The 16,483-nt window shown below is 49.2% G+C and carries 17 protein-coding genes; 5 read left to right on the top strand and 12 right to left on the bottom strand.

Translation table 11 applies throughout. From position 1 onward, the window contains the following. Positions 1-27 precede the first annotated feature (27 nt). Positions 28-1,173 carry a nucleotidyltransferase gene (locus tag LPW40_RS00860; RefSeq protein WP_230820364.1) on the top strand — a complete coding sequence of 382 codons (1,146 nt, stop codon included), beginning with the start codon at positions 28-30 and terminating at the stop codon, positions 1,171-1,173. On the opposite strand, the gene coaD is transcribed toward LPW40_RS00860, so the two are convergent. Together coaD and rsmD are read right to left on the bottom strand one after the other, a co-directional pair. Then, positions 1,163-1,645: a pantetheine-phosphate adenylyltransferase gene (coaD, locus tag LPW40_RS00855; RefSeq protein WP_230820363.1), complete on the bottom strand. Its 483-nt coding sequence runs from the start codon at positions 1,643-1,645 to the stop codon at positions 1,163-1,165. The genes LPW40_RS00860 and coaD overlap by 11 nt on opposite strands. Before the next feature lie 5 nt (positions 1,646-1,650). Next, complete coding sequence (gene rsmD / locus LPW40_RS00850; protein ID WP_230820362.1) at positions 1,651-2,190, bottom strand: 16S rRNA (guanine(966)-N(2))-methyltransferase RsmD; 540 nt, start codon at positions 2,188-2,190, stop codon at positions 1,651-1,653. 62 nt (positions 2,191-2,252) lie between these two features. Between rsmD and LPW40_RS00845 the strand changes: the two genes are divergently transcribed. Next, on the top strand, positions 2,253-2,624 hold the full coding sequence (locus tag LPW40_RS00845; protein WP_230820361.1) for a DUF7147 family protein: 372 nt from the start codon (positions 2,253-2,255) through the stop codon (positions 2,622-2,624). On the opposite strand, the gene LPW40_RS00840 is transcribed toward LPW40_RS00845, so the two are convergent. Then, complete coding sequence (locus tag LPW40_RS00840) at positions 2,621-2,884, bottom strand: DUF2129 domain-containing protein (RefSeq protein ID WP_230820360.1); 264 nt, start codon at positions 2,882-2,884, stop codon at positions 2,621-2,623. The genes LPW40_RS00845 and LPW40_RS00840 overlap by 4 nt on opposite strands. 109 nt (positions 2,885-2,993) lie before the next feature. Between LPW40_RS00840 and LPW40_RS00835 the strand changes: the two genes are divergently transcribed. Further along, a complete protein-coding gene (locus LPW40_RS00835) occupies positions 2,994-3,914 on the top strand; it encodes a glycerophosphodiester phosphodiesterase (protein ID WP_230820359.1) in 921 nt (306 codons plus the stop codon). Positions 3,915-4,060: 146 nt separating this feature from the next. Here the strand turns inward: LPW40_RS00835 and LPW40_RS00830 are convergent, their stop codons facing one another. Then, entirely contained in the window at positions 4,061-4,498 is a 438-nt protein-coding gene (locus LPW40_RS00830; protein ID WP_230820358.1) for a YlbF/YmcA family competence regulator, read from the bottom strand. A 125-nt stretch (positions 4,499-4,623) separates the two neighbouring features. Between LPW40_RS00830 and LPW40_RS00825 the strand changes: the two genes are divergently transcribed. Then, positions 4,624-4,980, top strand: a complete 357-nt coding sequence (locus tag LPW40_RS00825) for a YugN family protein (protein ID WP_230820357.1) — start codon at positions 4,624-4,626, stop codon at positions 4,978-4,980. 126 nt (positions 4,981-5,106) lie between these two features. On the opposite strand, the gene LPW40_RS00820 is transcribed toward LPW40_RS00825, so the two are convergent. The 7 genes from LPW40_RS00820 to cyoE form a co-directional block, all read right to left on the bottom strand. Next, on the bottom strand, positions 5,107-5,562 hold the full coding sequence (locus tag LPW40_RS00820) for a DUF420 domain-containing protein (protein ID WP_230820356.1): 456 nt from the start codon (positions 5,560-5,562) through the stop codon (positions 5,107-5,109). 21 nt (positions 5,563-5,583) lie between these two features. Next, the gene (gene ctaG, locus LPW40_RS00815) at positions 5,584-6,537 is read right to left on the bottom strand and encodes a cytochrome c oxidase assembly factor CtaG (RefSeq protein WP_230820355.1); all 954 of its coding nucleotides are present in this window, start codon (positions 6,535-6,537) and stop codon (positions 5,584-5,586) included. Positions 6,538-6,667: 130 nt separating this feature from the next. After that, entirely contained in the window at positions 6,668-7,015 is a 348-nt protein-coding gene (locus LPW40_RS00810) for a cytochrome C oxidase subunit IV family protein (RefSeq protein WP_230820354.1), read from the bottom strand. Then, positions 7,016-7,642: a cytochrome c oxidase subunit 3 gene (locus LPW40_RS00805; protein WP_230820353.1), complete on the bottom strand. Its 627-nt coding sequence runs from the start codon at positions 7,640-7,642 to the stop codon at positions 7,016-7,018. Then, positions 7,642-9,561 (bottom strand): cytochrome c oxidase subunit I, encoded by a 1,920-nt coding sequence (locus tag LPW40_RS00800; protein WP_230820352.1) that lies wholly within the window; start codon positions 9,559-9,561, stop codon positions 7,642-7,644. The genes LPW40_RS00805 and LPW40_RS00800 overlap by 1 nt, the downstream gene beginning before the upstream one ends. A 3-nt stretch (positions 9,562-9,564) precedes the next feature. Then, positions 9,565-10,749 (bottom strand): cytochrome c oxidase subunit II, encoded by a 1,185-nt coding sequence (locus LPW40_RS00795; protein WP_230820351.1) that lies wholly within the window; start codon positions 10,747-10,749, stop codon positions 9,565-9,567. A gap of 29 nt (positions 10,750-10,778) precedes the next feature. Next, positions 10,779-11,699, bottom strand: a complete 921-nt coding sequence (gene cyoE, locus LPW40_RS00790; protein WP_230820350.1) for a heme o synthase — start codon at positions 11,697-11,699, stop codon at positions 10,779-10,781. Positions 11,700-12,029: 330 nt separating this feature from the next. On the opposite strand from cyoE, the gene LPW40_RS00785 reads away from it, so the two are divergent. Continuing rightward, a complete protein-coding gene (locus tag LPW40_RS00785; protein ID WP_097038131.1) occupies positions 12,030-12,926 on the top strand; it encodes a COX15/CtaA family protein in 897 nt (298 codons plus the stop codon). A 108-nt stretch (positions 12,927-13,034) separates the two neighbouring features. On the opposite strand, the gene LPW40_RS00780 is transcribed toward LPW40_RS00785, so the two are convergent. After that, positions 13,035-16,475: a pyruvate carboxylase gene (locus LPW40_RS00780; protein ID WP_230820349.1), complete on the bottom strand. Its 3,441-nt coding sequence runs from the start codon at positions 16,473-16,475 to the stop codon at positions 13,035-13,037. Between the last annotated feature and the right edge of the window lie 8 nt (positions 16,476-16,483).

Here is a 16,483-nt window from a genome sequence, read left to right as displayed (position 1 = left end):
ACAATACATTTTAAAGGGGGGATGGACATGCGCGTCACATCTTTGATCACCGAATACAATCCGTTCCACAATGGACATATTTACCACATAAATGAAAGCCGCAAAGTGACAGATGCCGACATCGTCATCGCGGTCATGAGCGGAAACTTCACACAGCGCGGTGAAGCGGCCGTCATCGATAAATTCATCCGCACAAAATATGCACTGGAACACGTCGATCTTGTCGCCGAACTGCCGCTGAAGTCCGCCATCAGCTTTGCTGATGATTTTGCACTCGGCGGCGTGCATACGGCAGGCCTTTTGAAGTCCACGCATCTCGTCTTCGGCAGCGAGTCCGGCGACATCGATGCCTTAAGGCGGCTCCATGCCGATATGGAAGGCACGCTCGATAAAGACCGGCTCTCCATGCTCATCAGGCAGGGATACAGCCATCCACGCGCCATGGAGGCGATGACCGGCAACCCTGACGTCAGCGGCTCGAACAACATCCTCGGCCTCGGCTACCTGAAGGCACTTAAGGCACTCAAAAGCCCCATCATTCCGCTTACCATAAAAAGGCAGAGCAACCGCTACAACGACCCTGCCCTGTCGGCCGGAGCCTTCTCAAGTGCCACCAGCCTCCGCAACAGCATCATGGCCGGTGAGGGTGAAGACGCGAAGCGGTTCATGCCCCCCGGCCTCGTGGATGATATCCTCGCAGCCGGGCCCGTCGGCAATGAACGGTTCTTCAAATCTTTGAAGCTGATCATCACCCATAAGACGCCTGAAGAGCTCAGGGAGGTCTACATGATGACCGAAGGCCTCGAACACCGCCTGAAAGCGATGATACGCGAAGCAGGAGACTACAATGAGTACATGCACCGTATAAAGACCAAGCGCTACACATGGACGCGCCTGAACCGCCTGATGACATGCATCCTTTTGAACATCAGATGGCGCGATATGGAGAACTGGGATGTAAGGGACGTCAAAGCCGTCCGCATCCTCGGCATGAATTCAAAAGGCCGCGAATATTTGAGCACACTCAAGGGCGGGGACACGGAAATCATCACCAACGTCAATAAGAAGAATGCCCATCATCTCACAGATGAAATCATGGCGACCGACATCTACAACATCGCGGCCGCCACCGGCCGCAATGACTTCAATACCCCCGTCATCATCACCCGCTGAATTTCCCTTCAAGCAGATTCGCAATATACGGCGGCACCACATCTTCTATCTTGCCGCCGTACTTTGCCACTTCCTTCACGATGGATGACGATATGAATGAATAATTGTTGTTGGTCATCATATAAATCGTTTCGATGTCACTGTCGAGCTTCCTGTTCATGCTCGTCAGCTGCATCTCGTATTCAAAATCGCTGACTGCACGGAGCCCTCTCACAATCGCCCTCGCGCCCACCTGATGGCAGAAGTCGATCAGCAGTCCGTTGAATTGCCGGACTTCCACATTTTCAAGATGCTTCGTCACCTCCTCGATCATGTCCACCCTTTCCTGCGGGGTGAAGAGCCCTTCCTTGGAAGAGTTTTTCAATACTGAAATATATACTTTATCAAAAACCTTGCTTGCCCTCTCGATTATGTCCAGATGGCCGTACGTGATCGGATCGAAACTGCCCGGACACACTGCTACTCTTGTCATGGAAATTACCCCTCATAATCTTTCAAGATAGTTACTTTAACTGTACCATAGATGACCTCGCGTATATTTTCAAAGCCGGCGTGTTCGAACTGCTCATCCCTGCCGGTTTCGACGACGATCCTGCCATCCGCGTTCAGGAGCCCCGCTTCCTTTATTTCCGAAAGTGCGTGTGTGATGATGTTTTTCCGGTACGGCGGGTCGAGGAAGATCAGATTGAAGGACCTCCCCCTTTTCGCGAGCGCCTTCAGGGCACGCCGGTAATCGTTCCGGTATATCTCAATCTCCTCTTCGATGCCCTCTGTGTTTTGCTTCAGGATTTTCACGGCATCCTTCGCACCATCTATGAAGATGCATGAATCCGCACCGCGGGAGATCGCCTCCATTCCGAGGGCCCCGGTCCCTGCAAACAGGTCCAGCACATCCCCCTCTACCGGCCCCAGTATATTGAAGATGTTCTCCCTCACTTTATCCGTCGTCGGACGCGTGTCATTATGGGACAGCGTATGGATTTTCCTGCCTTTGTAACTGCCGCTGATCACTCTCATATAAAACCTCTTTTCATTTTCCGTCGATATGCGATAAGATAAGTACCAGGAGTTGATGTTCAATGCAGAAATTCATCCAGATCGGTGACGGTTACGGGGATATCTTCGAAATGGAAGCACTCATCCAATATAACCATCAGCGCATCAAATCAGGAATCTACCTGCACACGGAAGGCAGGCCTTCCACATTCGTACTTGTCATGGCCCCGGTGCGCGGAAACTTCCAGGCACTCTATACGATCTTCCAGGGGATACCGATGACAAGCAAAAATAAACAAAAATATAAAATCATCAATGAGAATCTCGAAAAATTCGATATCGCCAAAGTCGAGATGACCACACGGGCCCCTGATGATTTTTATGAACGGGAACAGTACTTCCAGTATATGCTCGGCGTGCTCAGGCTCAATAACCTCATCCCGCCGCTGACCTAGATGACCCTGTAATCCCTGGCTTCATGATTCTCCCGGCTGTATTCCCTTTTGATGTTCGGGTACTGCGAGACGATGACCTCAGAGACATACTTGAGTTTCTCCAGCTCTTTAATTGTTTGAGAAACATCTGATTCGTCAATATATAGTAGTAAGTACTTCTTATCTTTATTTACATAAATCAGATGGCCATAACGTTTTAATTGTCGTATGAATTTATTTTGTTTAAAATAAATATAAATACCGATCCGTTTCTTCAACATGTTCATACCACCCATCTGTTTATAGTTTGTATATAAAGATATCATACCATTTCAGGCGCAATTTTTTAACAGTGTCATTCAAGAATCAGTTATTGGAGGAAATTTAAAAATGAGAAAATGTATTAAGACTTTACTCACGGCAGCAGGTCTCACCGGCGGGATCCTCGGCGGGCTGTGGCTCGGCACGAAACTGACGACCGAGACGGAAGTCAGGCATATCAAACCTTACTTCAAGAGACGCTCGCCCTACATCTTCGCCCACCGCGGCGGCATGGGCCTTGCACCCGAGCATACGAAGCTCGCTTTCGATAAAGCGGCCGAATTCAACGTCGAAGGATTTGAAATCGATGTACGCCTGACGAAGGATGAGGAAATCGTCGTAATCCATGATGCGTATGTGGACCGCACTTCGGACGGCGCGGGACGCGTCAGCAACCTCACACTTGATGAACTGAAGGCACTCGATTTCGGCCACCACTTCAGGGATGTCGTAGGCAATACACCTTTCAGGGGCCACCCGGACGCCAAAGTGCTCACCTTAAGGGAGCTTCTGGAAAATTATCCGGATAAACTGATCAACATCGAAATCAAGGACAGACCCGAAACTTACGAGGGCAGCCTGATGCCGACGGTCCTCTACCGTCTGATCAAGGAACTCGGCGTGGAGGACAGGGTGCTTGTGACCAGTTTCCATGATGCGCAGATCAACAGGTTCAGACTGTATTCGGGTGATGAAATCGCGCTCGGCGCAGGCGAGGACCAGGTGAAGCGGGCCTACTTCTGCTACAAATCCGGATTCAGGCATCTGTACCAGCCGGAAGCCGATACTTTCCAGATCCCATACAACGTGAAAGGCTACCCGCTCGATGATGAGAAATTCATCGCCTTCCTGCAGAACCTGAACGTCGCAGTCGGCTACTGGGTCGTCAACGATATGGACAAGATGGATGAGCTGATCCAAAAAGGTGCACACACGATTGTGACAGACTTCCCGGATATCAGCCATCACCTGATGAAACAGAGATATTAATAAATAAACCCCTTCCTTTGAAGGGGTTTTTATTATGTATGGAGTGGCTTCACTGCTTACTCAGTGTCATAAACCCTGATGAATGAGCATCCCTATATAAAAAACGGCCACCTATCAAAGGTGGCCGGTAATGCATGTGGATGATATCAGCTGGCACATGAACAGCCGCCCCCGGTCGAACAACCGCCGGAGGATTCTTTCGTGAAGAATGGATTGTCGCTGACAATATTGACATTCTCGCTTATATCTTCGCTCATATGGAACAATACTTCATCGAGCAGTGCCTGGAGCTGGTACTCGGCCCGCCTGTACTCCATAACGACCGGATGTAAATCTAATTTCTTTTTATACTGATTGACTTCCCTTCTCTTTGTGGTGAAGTCAGGATGATATTTGCCGAAGCGCTGGACTTCCTCGAAGTCCTCTTTCAGTCTTTTGAACTCTGAAACGATTTCCAGAACTTCGGAATCATTATTCATAAGATAATTATATTTACAGTAGCGCTTGAATTCCTCTGTTTGGGTAATCATGTGGTTCAGGTGGTCGAGTTGATCAAGTATCGTCAAATCCTGCAGTGTATTCATAAAATCACCTCTCAATTTATAGTATCAGACTTCATTATTCATTGCGAGAGTGAAATTCTATTTGCAACTATTTAGTATATAGATTAAAATTGAATTATTGTTATTAATGCTAGGGAGGAAATTTCATGATTTTCGAAAACTCTGGTCTTGAGAAAATGGTTGTCCCTCAAGATGTCTTACAAAATGTTATGAACAAAAACGGCTGGGTTCTCGGCGGCTCATGGGACTATGAGCGTATGACCTTCGATTACAAGTACGAAATACCTGAAGGCATCTACTATCTCCGCCTGCCGGGTTATGCGGTTGAAGGTGATGTCGGTGCAAACAATGCAAGACTTCAGCTGATGGATCCATACATGGGTAAACATTACTACCCGACCGGTGTCGAATACGGGGCGGACGAGTACTTCCCTGAACGAATCGTCGAACATGCAGTGAACAATATACGCAGCGTCGTTAAAGACTTGCAGCCCCTGCTCTAAGCCGGCGGCCTCAGTGTTCTGCCTTGAATCCCGAAAGGGATTCAGGGCTTTTTTTATACAAAAAAATGCCGGGCTCAATAAAGAGCTCCGGCACGGTCAAAATCATATAGATTAAAACTTAGTCGTCTAGTGGAATATCGCATCGAAGAGGCCTGCTGTGGAGCCTCCTGGATAAATCACATACAGCAGTGCGTACACCATGATGCCGGTGATCGCCGTCAGGAACCATATGATGGCTGCAACGGGTCCGACCCTGCGGTGTATGGTCAATTTCCTTTTAATGCCTGTGTAAAGCTGATAGGCACCAAGTACGCCGCCCGTCGTTGATAATATGATATGGCTGATTAAAAATGTCACATAGAAAGGCACCAGGTTTTCCGGTCCGCCGAACTGGGTGCTTCCGATGAATACAGTTTTTGAAACATAGCCTATAAAGAATATCAAAGCCGCAAGGGCTGCGAGCTTCATCCATCTCTCATGCTGTTCAATCCGCCTGTACCTGATATGGTGCAGGCCGACACCCATGAATATTGCACTTAGGATGATGAATGCTGTGTTTATTGTAGGCAGTATAAATTCCATATCGTCATGTCTTCTCCTTACTTATCTGAACTGATTTTGAAGCTCCCTCTGAATTCTTGCTTCCTCAAGGGAACGGCGTGTAACCTCGGCTTCGTCTTTCCTTTCATCCCTGTACCAGCGGAAAAAGATGAACCCGAGCATGAAGCCGAAGAAGACTTCCTGCATCACTTTCATGATGATGCCGCCTGTCTGCTGATCATGGATCGGCTGGGCATTCGTGAAATATTCAGGTCCCGAGATCATGCCCTGACCCTTCAGGCTGTCAAGCATCCCTGACGGTACACAGAGCTCCATCGCAGCAAGCCAAGCATCTCCGCTCGTATATGTCCTGAACATCGGTTCTGATGCGAATATGATCAATGCACATGCCGGTGTCAGCAGCATGCCGATACCGAAGATGTAAAGCATTTTAAAGAGACCGTTCATATGGTTCTCTTTCGGTTCCACCTTGTTGAATATCGGATAGAACATCACCAGCGCGAGTACGAACAGAATGACAATCACTGCGTTATGGGCGAAGGCATTCATCTTCAGGTTGTCCATGACGACCGGCAGGTGGTACACCGAGAAGGCTCCATTGAACAGGATGAGTGCCACAAGCGGCTTTTTGCCTATTGCAAAAATCTGTTTCAACACAGGCAGGCCGACGATGTACTTCTGCAGGTATTCAGGCACCGCTGCATAAAATAATGGCGCAACGAGTAAGTAACCGAATGCCATCTGCACCATATGGAAACTGAACAGTATATGACTGAGCAGATCCACCGGTGAACCGTACAGGATGTAGATCAGAACCATGTTGATTATGAAAATAGCGGATTCCTTATTAGTGATCGGACGCCCGCCTTCAAATTCCTTGTACCATCTTTTGGTGACCAGGAAATAAAATATCGTCACCAGCAGTACGAATGTAAAAAAGAACGGACTCCAGTTCGCTATGAATCCAAATATAGAAATGGAAGAAAGATTCTCCATCATCATCACCCTTTTTCTTATCACTTATTATATTATAGATATTTTCCGGGCTTTAAACAATAAACCTTCAGTCTGATACATGACAAAATAATGACAAAAGACCAACACACAGTGTTGGTCTTTTGTATTTCTAGTTGACCGGTGCCCCGATCCAGACGATATAGACGAATGTCACACAGAATGCTATCGCGAAATAAAATCCTGTCATCATGAACAATTTGGCGAATTGATGCCCATTGTCCTTCATGTGCATAAAATAGTAGAACTGCAGTATAACCTGGATGAATGCAAAACCGAGTACGAGCGGAATCGTGAATTGGGCCGGAATTACCTCCATGGCTGTCAGTCCAAATGCAATGAACGTCAGGAAAATCATCAGCCCGAATGATACGAGCTGCTGACGCATTTCCCGTGTGCGCTGTCTTCTCAAGTATTCCAACTGTGCCTTTGTCATAGGTTCCTGATTAAGTTCTGCCATTTATAACACCCCTAACAAGTAAACGATAGTAAAGATGAACACCCATACTACGTCGATAAAGTGCCAGTAAAGTGCAAAAGTGTTGACTTTCGCAGCCGTGTAGACGGATAAGCCACGTTTTGCGTTACGCAGGATGAGTAATGTCGCCCAGATCAGGCCGACGATTACGTGGAAACCGTGAGTTCCGATCAGGAAGTAGAAAGCACTACCGAAGGCGCTGCTCCTGAATGTATGACCAAGACCGGTGTATTCCACGAACTCATAAATCTCAAGCGCAAGGAACGCCGCACCCAGCAGCACCGTGATACCGAGCCACAACTGCATCTTCTGGAAGTTGTTGTTCCTCATGTGGTACACCGCGTAGACACTCGTCAGTGACGATGTCAAAAGCAGCATCGTCATGACAAATGCAAGCGGCAGGTGGAAAAGGTCAGCGGCGAGCAGATGATCATCGCTCGGCACTGAATCTTTCAACGCCAGATATGTTGCAAAAAGTGAGGCGAATAACGCTGTCTCACCTGCAAGGAATATCCAGAAACCGACGAACTTATTCTGGCCTTCCTGCGTCGCTGTCTCGGGATGAGCCGGCCATCTTTCTGTAGGTACATTGTACTCCATGTTAGCCATTATTTCCCACCCCTTTCAAGTTCTTCAAGATCTCTCTCAACTTCCTCTTTCGTCACATAGTAACCGAGGTCATCTTTCCATGAACGTATGCCCATGGATACGAATGTGATGCCGAGGCCGATGATGAGTACAGGCAGGGCCCAAGGTTTCGGTTCGAGTCCTGATACTGCATCAATCGCCCACTCCTGACCGTCCGGGAAGTACATCGCACCGAATGCTGCAATGAACAATCCGAGTGACATCACTACAGGCAGGATGGAGTTGTTCGGCATATGGAAGTCCGTAAGGGATTCTGACGGCATCATCTTGCCGTTGCCTTCCTTCTTCTCGACCCAGTAAGCATCCAGACCACGGACCAGTGGAATCTGTGCAAAGTTGTAATAAGGGACCGGCAGTGGGATTGACCATTCGAGCGTACGTCCGTCGCCCCAAGGATCCATTCCGACTCTTTCATTTTTAGCAAGTGTGATGATGATGTTCACCACAAGCACGATGACCGCAATGGCCATCAGGAATGCCCCGATTGTCGAAATCATGTTGGCCGCGTTGTAGCCCTGTCCGTCCAGGTACGTGAACACACGTCTCGGCATGCCCCACAGTCCCAGGAAGTGCTGGATCAGGAACGTCATATGGAAGCCGACGAAGAAGAACCAGAACGTGATTTTACCCAATGTTTCATTCAGCATCGTATTGAACATGATCGGCCAGTAATAATGGAGGCCTGCCAATAATGCGAATACCACACCGCCTACGATGACGTAGTGGAAATGCGCAACGATGAAGTAGGAGTCGTGGTACTGGTAGTCAGCCGGCGCTGCCGCCTGCATGATACCCGTGACCCCGCCCATTGTAAATGATGGTATGAATGCGAGTGCATACAGCATCGGGGTTGTGAATTCTATGCTTCCGCCCCATATGGTGGCGATCCAGTTGAATATTTTGATACCTGTCGGCACTGCGATTGCCATCGTCGCAACTGCGAAGATCGCGTTCGCCGTCGGTCCAAGACCAACTGTGAACATGTGGTGCGCCCAAACCATGAATCCGAAGAAACCGATAAGGACTGTCGCGAACACCATCGCTGAGTAACCGAACAATCTTTTACGTGCGAATGTTGCAAAAATCTCCGAGAATATACCGAACGCCGGAAGTATCAGTATGTAAACTTCAGGGTGTCCGAATATCCAGAACAGATGCTCCCAGATGATCGTGTTACCGCCCGCTTCCACTATGAAGAAGTTTGAACCGAACATACGGTCAAACATCAGCAGGAAGATACCGATTGTAAGCGGCGGGAATGCGAATACGATCAGTACGGACGCAACGAGCGTCGTCCATGTCATAAGCGGCATTCTCATGTAAGTCATACCTGGTGCTCTCATTGTGATGATCGTCGTTGCAAAGTTGATACCCGTGATCAATGTACCGGCACCTGAAATCTGAAGACCAAGTGCATAGAAATCGATACCGTGTCCGGGTGATGCGATGGACAGTGACGCATAGCTTGTCCAACCTGCATCCGGTGCGCCGCCCATGAACCATGAAAGGTTAAGGAAGATACCACCGAATATGAACAGCCAGACCCCTAACGAGTTAAGAAAAGGGAAGGCTAAGTCGCGTGCTCCAATTTGTAAAGGTACGGTTGCGTTCATGAACGCAAACAGTAACGGCATGGCTGCAAGGAATATCATCGTCGTACCATGCATGGTGATCACTTCGTTGAATAGTCCTGCTGATAAGAAGTCGTTGTTCGGCACCGCAAGCTGGATACGGATCAACATGGCCTCTATACCACCGAGTACGAAGAAGAAACCGCCGGCAATCAGATATAATATAGCAATCTTCTTATGGTCAACAGTCGTTAAATATTCCCAAATTACAGAACCAACACCTTGTTTCCGAGCAGATGTCTGTGCCATGTGTTAGTTCCCCTCCTCTTCGTCTTCATCATCTTGTGTTTCTTCATCCGCTGAACCTTCTCCAGGCTCACCATCGCCGGAAGCTTCCCGGGATTCCTGAAGTGCTTCAACATCGCCGGATCCTTCTTCAACAGAAAGCTCCATCAGGTAAGCGGATACCAGTTCAATCTCTTCGTCCGACAGGTCGTATGTACCTGTCATCTTGTTGCCCGGCTTGAGTGACTCAGGGTCCCTGATCCACTCCTGCAGGTTCTCTTCGTTGTGCTCGAGGTATCCTGCAATCAGTTCACGATCCGCAAAGTTCGTCAGGTTCGGCCCCATTGCGCCTGCACCTGTTGCAGTCGTTGCGTGACAGCCCATGCAGGAGTTGTTGAAGATCTCCTGACCTGCCTGTGCATCTTCGGAAGACGGCTGTACAGGCTCTTCGATCGCCTGCATGTCTGCAAGCCACTGATCATAGTCTGCTTCAGACAATGCAGTGACTTTGAAGTCCATCAAAGCGTGTGAAGGTCCGCAGAGCTCGGCACACTTGCCGTAGAAGAGACGATCGGTCTCAGCAGCAGCGTCTTCATCGAATATCAGATAGAAGCTGTTGATGCCGTCGATGTTCGTATCCATCTTACCACCGGCTGCCGGCACCCAGAATGAGTGCTTAACATCTGCGCCGAGAAGGTTGAAGTAAACTCTTGAATCCGTCGGAACGACCAGATCCTGGGAAGTGACGACACCTTCACTCGGATATTCGAACTCCCACCAGTACTGGTAGGCACGTACATTGATTACTGTTTCTTCCGGATTGACTTCACCGTCATCCGTCACACTTGCACTCGTATCCGCCTGTTTGAACACAAGGTATACAGTCGGTACTGCGAGTATGATGAGCAATACGATCGGGATTGAAGTCCAGATCACTTCAAGTGTGTGGTTTGTTGCCACATCTTTGGGCTGGAAATTTTCGCCCTTCTTGCTTCGGCGGTTCCTGGTGACTGCGATGGCAAACAGTATTGTGACCACGACCACCACGAACAGCATGATAATAATTGAAAGAATCATCAAGTAGAACTGCTCTCGGCCGACTTCACCGGCAGGTCTGAGCGTACTTAAGTGATTCTTACCACATCCAGATAAAAAGACCATCAGGACAGTGAGTAAACCTATCCATTTTGCCTTCATCCAATGATTCTTCATGATTTAACCCCTCTTTCATCCATTAAACTTTATACATTCACGAGTAAGCCGGCAATCACGATCATCACGAAAAAGATGATGATGTAATTCAGAGAGAAGACAAATATCCGACCGGCATAGCGGTTATAGTCTTCGACAGGTTTGAACCGATTGAGAGATATGTACAGCCAGGTCAGATTTAAAGCTGTCGCCAGCAGTGCAAACCATAAACCGAGTTCCAGCAGTAAGACAGGTGTGAACAAAAGAAGCGTTATCCAGAACACGATCGAACGCCTGGCTCTTTCATTACCTTTCACAGATGGCAGCATCGGAATGCCGGCGAGTGCGTATTCTTCGCTCCGCCGGATGGCAAGTCCGTAAAAGTGCGGCATCTGCCATATGAACATCACGATGAACATTGCCCACGCTATCACATGCAGCCCAGGGTCGATCACCGCCCATCCAATCAGCGGGGGCATCGCGCCCGGCACAGCACCGATGATTGTGTTGGAAACGAAATGCCTCTTTGCAAACATCGAATATACGACTGCATAACCGAATGCCGCCACCAATCCGAGCGTTCCCGCCGTAAGGTTGACTGAAAATAAAATGATCAGCCCGGCTACCAGACAACCAAAACCGATCACCAATATCTGTGTCCCGGTAAATGTCCCATCAATGCTGGGACGGTCCTGTTTCGACTCCATGATTCTGTCGATGTCTCTGTCATAAAAATTATTCAGCGCACAAACACCGCCTATGACCAGAGCTGTCGCTAAAGTCATTAAAAGCAGGAGTGGCAGGTTCTGAAAAAATGACAAGCTGTAGTACATCACAGCGATAAATCCGGCAGCAAATGCTGGAATGAGATTGGATTTGATGATCCCATCCTTCAATAATGTCTTCACTGCATGATATGTTATTGCATTTGGACTATGCTGTACATTTTCACTGTAAGCATCACCTTGCATCTTCACGCCTCCTTTCATAACAGAAACATTTACCTCTAATAATAAATTACTTGGGACACAAATACTATACAATTTCACAATAAAAATGTTACTTTTTATTATGTTTGTAGAAGGTTTAACAAATCGTTCATAAATTCTTCATGAACGATGTGTGTACCGGATGATGAAGTGATTTATAATTGTCTAGGATGTTTCACATATTGATTTTACCACATATTTAAGAATTGTTAAGAGTAATTCTAAATTAATGAGATTGCAAATGTAACTTCCATCATATATATTATGAAAACACGGAGTTGCTTTTATAAAGTCTTAATTGAGGTGTAACGATTGTATAAAAATTTAAAGATTGTGGCACTCCTGACCACTATTGTCATGGTTTTCGTCCAGATCGGCGGGGCCCTCGTCACCAAGACGGGATCGGCCGACGGGTGCGGGGACTCCTGGCCATTGTGTCACGGGCAGGTCATACCGAGCGACTGGCCGCTCGACACCATCATTGAAATTGCACACAGGGGCGTTTCAGGTATAGCGATCATCCTGCTCGCCATTCTATGTATCATGGCATGGAGGCAGATACCTGAAAAACGCGAGACGAAATTCCTCGTCATCGTTTCTTTCGGATTCATCATCGTCCAGTCATTGATCGGCGCTGCCGCGGTGATCGGCATATGGGAAGGCGATTTCGTGCTTGCGGCACACTTCGGCATATCCCTGATATGTTTCGCTGCTGTATTCCTGCTGACCCTGCTCATATTTGAAGTGGATTTGAAGTTTGATGCGACCAAGCTGAAAGTCGGGTCCTTCTTAAGATACAATACGATATTCGTCACGATTTACATATATCTGGTCGTCTATTCAGGCGCACTTGTCAGGCATACGGACTCTTCACTCGCCTGCCTGAGCTGGCCGCATTGTAAACCGGGCCATATCATGCCGACGAACTTTTATGAGGCCGTGCAGATGGGCCACCGTGCACTTGCGGGCATCGCCATCATCTGGATCCTGCTGATCATGATTCACGCGATACGCCATTACAGCGAGTACCGTGTGATAGAGTACGGCTGGATCATCGCCTTCACACTGATCATGCTGCAGATGATCACAGGCCTGCTCAGCGTGTTCACAATGGTGAACATCTTCATCGCATTGCTGCACGCACTGTTCATCACGCTGCTCTTCGGGTTGTTGTGTTACTTCATAATGCTGTTGTCCCGGACCAGATGATGCAGACCACAAGTTTAAAAGCCGGCACCTCAATACGGGGTGCCGGCTTTTTTATTCTGCCCATGAAAAAGAGCACCAGCCGGGAGGCTGATGCTCTAACTGATGAATCTAGTCCGTCTTTTCCACTTTCATCATCAGGTCGTTGGATCCCACTTTATCGCCCTCTTCAACATAGACATCCGTCACTTTGCCTGCAAACGGTGCCTTGACGGAGTTTTCCATCTTCATCGCTTCCGTTATGATGATGATGTCCCCCTTGTTGAATGTATCGCCGGCCTTGAAAGGCACAAGGCTCACTGTACCAGGCATCTGCGCACCGATGTGCCCCATATCTTTAGGGTCGGCCTGCTGCAGTCTCGCAACTTTCGATTCGACGCTTTCATCCTTGATCTTGACTTTACGCGGGAAGCCGTTCAATTCGAAGTACATCCAGCGGTAGCCGTCTTCGTGTACGTGACCGATCGACAGCAGGTTCACGATCAATGTCTTGCCTTTATCGATGACGATTTCAAGCTCTTCGTTTTTACGCATGCCGAACAGGAATGTCGGTGTATCCAGCCTGTCCACATTGCCGAATGCCTCGTTCGTCGCGACGAACTCCCTGTACACCTTAGGATACAGCGCATAGCTCAGGACATCCTTGTCGGTGACTTCACTTTCCTGGAATTCCGCAACTTCCTCCCTCAATGCCTCAAAATCGATCGGCTCGAGGATTTTACCTGCACGGTCCGTCAGAGGTTCTGCACCTTTGAGGACGAGCTTCTGGAGCTCTTCATTGAAGCCTGTTGCCGGGATGCCGATTTCACCTTTGAAGAAGCTCACGACGGAGTCCGGGAAGTCCAGATGTTCTCCGCGTTCGAATAGAGACTCTTCATCCAAGTCGTTCTGAACCATGAACAATGCCATGTCACCCACGACTTTTGAGGACGGCGTCACTTTGACGATATCGCCGAACAGGATGTTCACTTTCTGGTACATCTTCTTCACTTCGCCGTATCTTTCGCCAAGCCCCATCGATTTCGCCTGGGACAGCAGGTTGGAGTACTGGCCGCCCGGCATTTCATGCTCGTATATTTCAGTATGCGGGCTCTTGATGTCACTTTCGAAATCAACATAGTACTTGCGCACATCTTCCCAGTACTGGCTCAAAGTCTCCAGGCTGTCGATGTCTGCACGGATGTTCCTGTCCGTGCCGTTCAGTGCATAGGAGAGGCTGTTTGCGCTCGGCTGGGATGTGAGGCCGGAGAGCGCCCCGAGTGCCGTGTCGACGACATCCACGCCCGCTTCAATCGCTTTAGCGTAAGTCATGACGCCGTTTCCGCTCGTATCGTGCATATGCAGATGGATCGGCAGGTCGACGGTCTCCTTCAGTTCCCCGATCAGTTCATAGGCAGCCTGCGGCTTCAGGAGCCCCGCCATATCCTTGATCGCGAGTATGTGGACACCTTCCGCCTCGAGTGCCTTGGCCATCTCTTTATAGTAGTCCAGCGTGTAGACGTTCGAACGTTCCGGATCCAGTATGTCGCCGGTGTAGCAGATCGCACCTTCGGCAACTTTGCCCGTCTTCAGTACGGACTCGATTGCAGGCTTCATCGCATCCAGCCAGTTCAGGGAGTCGAAGATCCTGAATACATCGATGCCACGCTCGGCACTTTCCTGGACGAACTTCTCGACGAGGTTGTCCGGATAGTTTTTATATCCGACCGCATTCGATGCACGGAGCAGCATCTGGAAGAGGACATTCGGGATATCCTTCCTCAGTGTCTCAAGACGCGCCCACGGGTCTTCCTTCAGGAAGTTGTATGCGACATCGAACGTCGCCCCGCCCCACATCTCAAGACTGAAGGCGTTGCCCAGGCCTTCTGCCGTGTACGGTGCAATCTTCTTCATATCATAAGTCCTGATGCGCGTTGTGAGGAGCGACTGGTGCGCATCACGCATCGTCGTATCGGTGATGAGCGTCTCATCCTGCTCCTTCAGCCACTTGCTCAGGCCTTCCGGACCGCGCTCATCGAGTATCTGCTTCGTACCGTCGATGATTTCAGGCTTGTGCTTCGGGATCCTCGGCGGGTCGAAGTGAGGTTTCTCCCGCTTCTCGACTCCCGGGAAACCGTTGACCGTGATCGTCGAAATGTAGTTGAGCGTCTTCGTGCCCCGGTCCTTCGGCTTTTCAAACACAAATAGTGAAGGTGTCGTATCGATGAATTTCGTCGAGTAGTCACCTTTCAGGAAATCCTTGTCCTGAACGACGTTCAAGAGGAACTGGAGGTTCGTCTTGATTCCGCGGATACGCATTTCCTTTAAGCTCCGTGCCATCTTTTCATTGGCATCTTTGTATGTGAGGCCGTGTGTGGAGAGCTTCACGAGCAGCGAATCGTAATAAGGTGAAATCTCCGCACCCTGGAACCCGTCGCCTGCATCCAGCCTCACACCGAAGCCGCCGCTTGAACGGTAAGCCATGATTTCACCCGTATCCGGCATGAAATCATTCAGCGGATCTTCCGTCGTGATACGGCACTGCACCGCATATCCCATGAGTGGGATATCTTCCTGCTTCGGCATGCCGACCTCTTCACCGAAAAGTTCCGCGCCGTCTGCAACGAGAATCTGCGTTTTGACGATGTCCACACCGGTCACCATTTCAGTGATCGTATGCTCCACCTGGACGCGCGGGTTCACTTCGATGAAGTAATACTCGCCGTCCGCCACCAGGAATTCAACAGTACCCGCGTTGACGTAGCCGATCTGCTCGGACATACTTTTCGCAGCGTTACAGATATCTTCACGCAGTTCATCCGTCAGCCCGACGGACGGTGCCACCTCAACGAGCTTCTGATGGCGCCTCTGCACGGAACAGTCCCTTTCATACAGATGGACGATGTTGCCATGCGTGTCCCCGATGATCTGGACTTCGATATGCTTCGGCCTGTCGATGTATTTTTCAAGATAAACTTCGGCGTTGCCGAATGATTTCGATGCTTCACTTTTGGCGCGGTCATATGCATCCCTCAGGTTGTCGTCTTCATTGACGACGCGCATCCCTTTACCGCCGCCGCCTGAAATGGCTTTGATGATGATCGGGAAGCCGTGTTCTTCGATGAACGCCTCGACTTCGCTGAAATCAGTGACCGCCCCTTCACTGCCCGGGATGATCGGCAGACCCGTCTGAATCGCCGTTTCACGTGCACGGACTTTATCTCCGAACATCTCGAGATGGCGGACTTCAGGCCCTATGAAGATGATGCCCTCTTCCGCACAGCGGGTCGCGAACTCTTTATTTTCACTCAGGAAGCCGTAGCCCGGATGGATTGCATCCACGCCGGCATCCTTGGCCACTTTGATGATGGCCTCTATATTGAGGTAACTTTCGGTCGGTGATAAGTTCGGATCCACCAGGTACGCTTCGTCCGCTTTATAACGGTGCAGGGCACCTTTGTCCTCATTGCTGTAAATTGCGACGGTGGTGATATCAAGCTCGGTTGCGGCCCTGAAAATCCGGATCGCAATTTCACCCCTGTTCGCAACGAGTAACTTATGTATTTTCCTCATAAACAAAA

The sequence above is a fragment of the Salinicoccus halitifaciens genome, assembly GCF_021026095.1.
GTDB lineage: Bacteria > Bacillota > Bacilli > Staphylococcales > Salinicoccaceae > Lacicoccus > Lacicoccus halitifaciens.
Note: the sequence above shows the minus strand (reverse complement) of the source record. Positions and strands in the feature narration are given on the sequence as shown.

What these genes read in the sequence shown, in the direction of transcription:
- LPW40_RS00860 (WP_230820364.1), top strand. Translation starts at nt 28, where the DNA reads ATGCGCGTCACATCTTTGATCACCGAATACAATCCGTTCCACAATGGA.
- coaD (WP_230820363.1), bottom strand. Translation starts at nt 1,645, where the DNA reads ATGACAAGAGTAGCAGTGTGTCCGGGCAGTTTCGATCCGATCACGTAC.
- rsmD (WP_230820362.1), bottom strand. Translation starts at nt 2,190, where the DNA reads ATGAGAGTGATCAGCGGCAGTTACAAAGGCAGGAAAATCCATACGCTG.
- LPW40_RS00845 (WP_230820361.1), top strand. Translation starts at nt 2,253, where the DNA reads ATGCAGAAATTCATCCAGATCGGTGACGGTTACGGGGATATCTTCGAA.
- LPW40_RS00840 (WP_230820360.1), bottom strand. Translation starts at nt 2,884, where the DNA reads ATGTTGAAGAAACGGATCGGTATTTATATTTATTTTAAACAAAATAAA.
- LPW40_RS00835 (WP_230820359.1), top strand. Translation starts at nt 2,994, where the DNA reads ATGAGAAAATGTATTAAGACTTTACTCACGGCAGCAGGTCTCACCGGC.
- LPW40_RS00830 (WP_230820358.1), bottom strand. Translation starts at nt 4,498, where the DNA reads ATGAATACACTGCAGGATTTGACGATACTTGATCAACTCGACCACCTG.
- LPW40_RS00825 (WP_230820357.1), top strand. Translation starts at nt 4,624, where the DNA reads ATGATTTTCGAAAACTCTGGTCTTGAGAAAATGGTTGTCCCTCAAGAT.
- LPW40_RS00820 (WP_230820356.1), bottom strand. Translation starts at nt 5,562, where the DNA reads ATGGAATTTATACTGCCTACAATAAACACAGCATTCATCATCCTAAGT.
- ctaG (WP_230820355.1), bottom strand. Translation starts at nt 6,537, where the DNA reads ATGGAGAATCTTTCTTCCATTTCTATATTTGGATTCATAGCGAACTGG.
- LPW40_RS00810 (WP_230820354.1), bottom strand. Translation starts at nt 7,015, where the DNA reads ATGGCAGAACTTAATCAGGAACCTATGACAAAGGCACAGTTGGAATAC.
- LPW40_RS00805 (WP_230820353.1), bottom strand. Translation starts at nt 7,642, where the DNA reads ATGGCTAACATGGAGTACAATGTACCTACAGAAAGATGGCCGGCTCAT.
- LPW40_RS00800 (WP_230820352.1), bottom strand. Translation starts at nt 9,561, where the DNA reads ATGGCACAGACATCTGCTCGGAAACAAGGTGTTGGTTCTGTAATTTGG.
- LPW40_RS00795 (WP_230820351.1), bottom strand. Translation starts at nt 10,749, where the DNA reads ATGAAGAATCATTGGATGAAGGCAAAATGGATAGGTTTACTCACTGTC.
- cyoE (WP_230820350.1), bottom strand. Translation starts at nt 11,699, where the DNA reads ATGCAAGGTGATGCTTACAGTGAAAATGTACAGCATAGTCCAAATGCA.
- LPW40_RS00780 (WP_230820349.1), bottom strand. Translation starts at nt 16,475, where the DNA reads ATGAGGAAAATACATAAGTTACTCGTTGCGAACAGGGGTGAAATTGCG.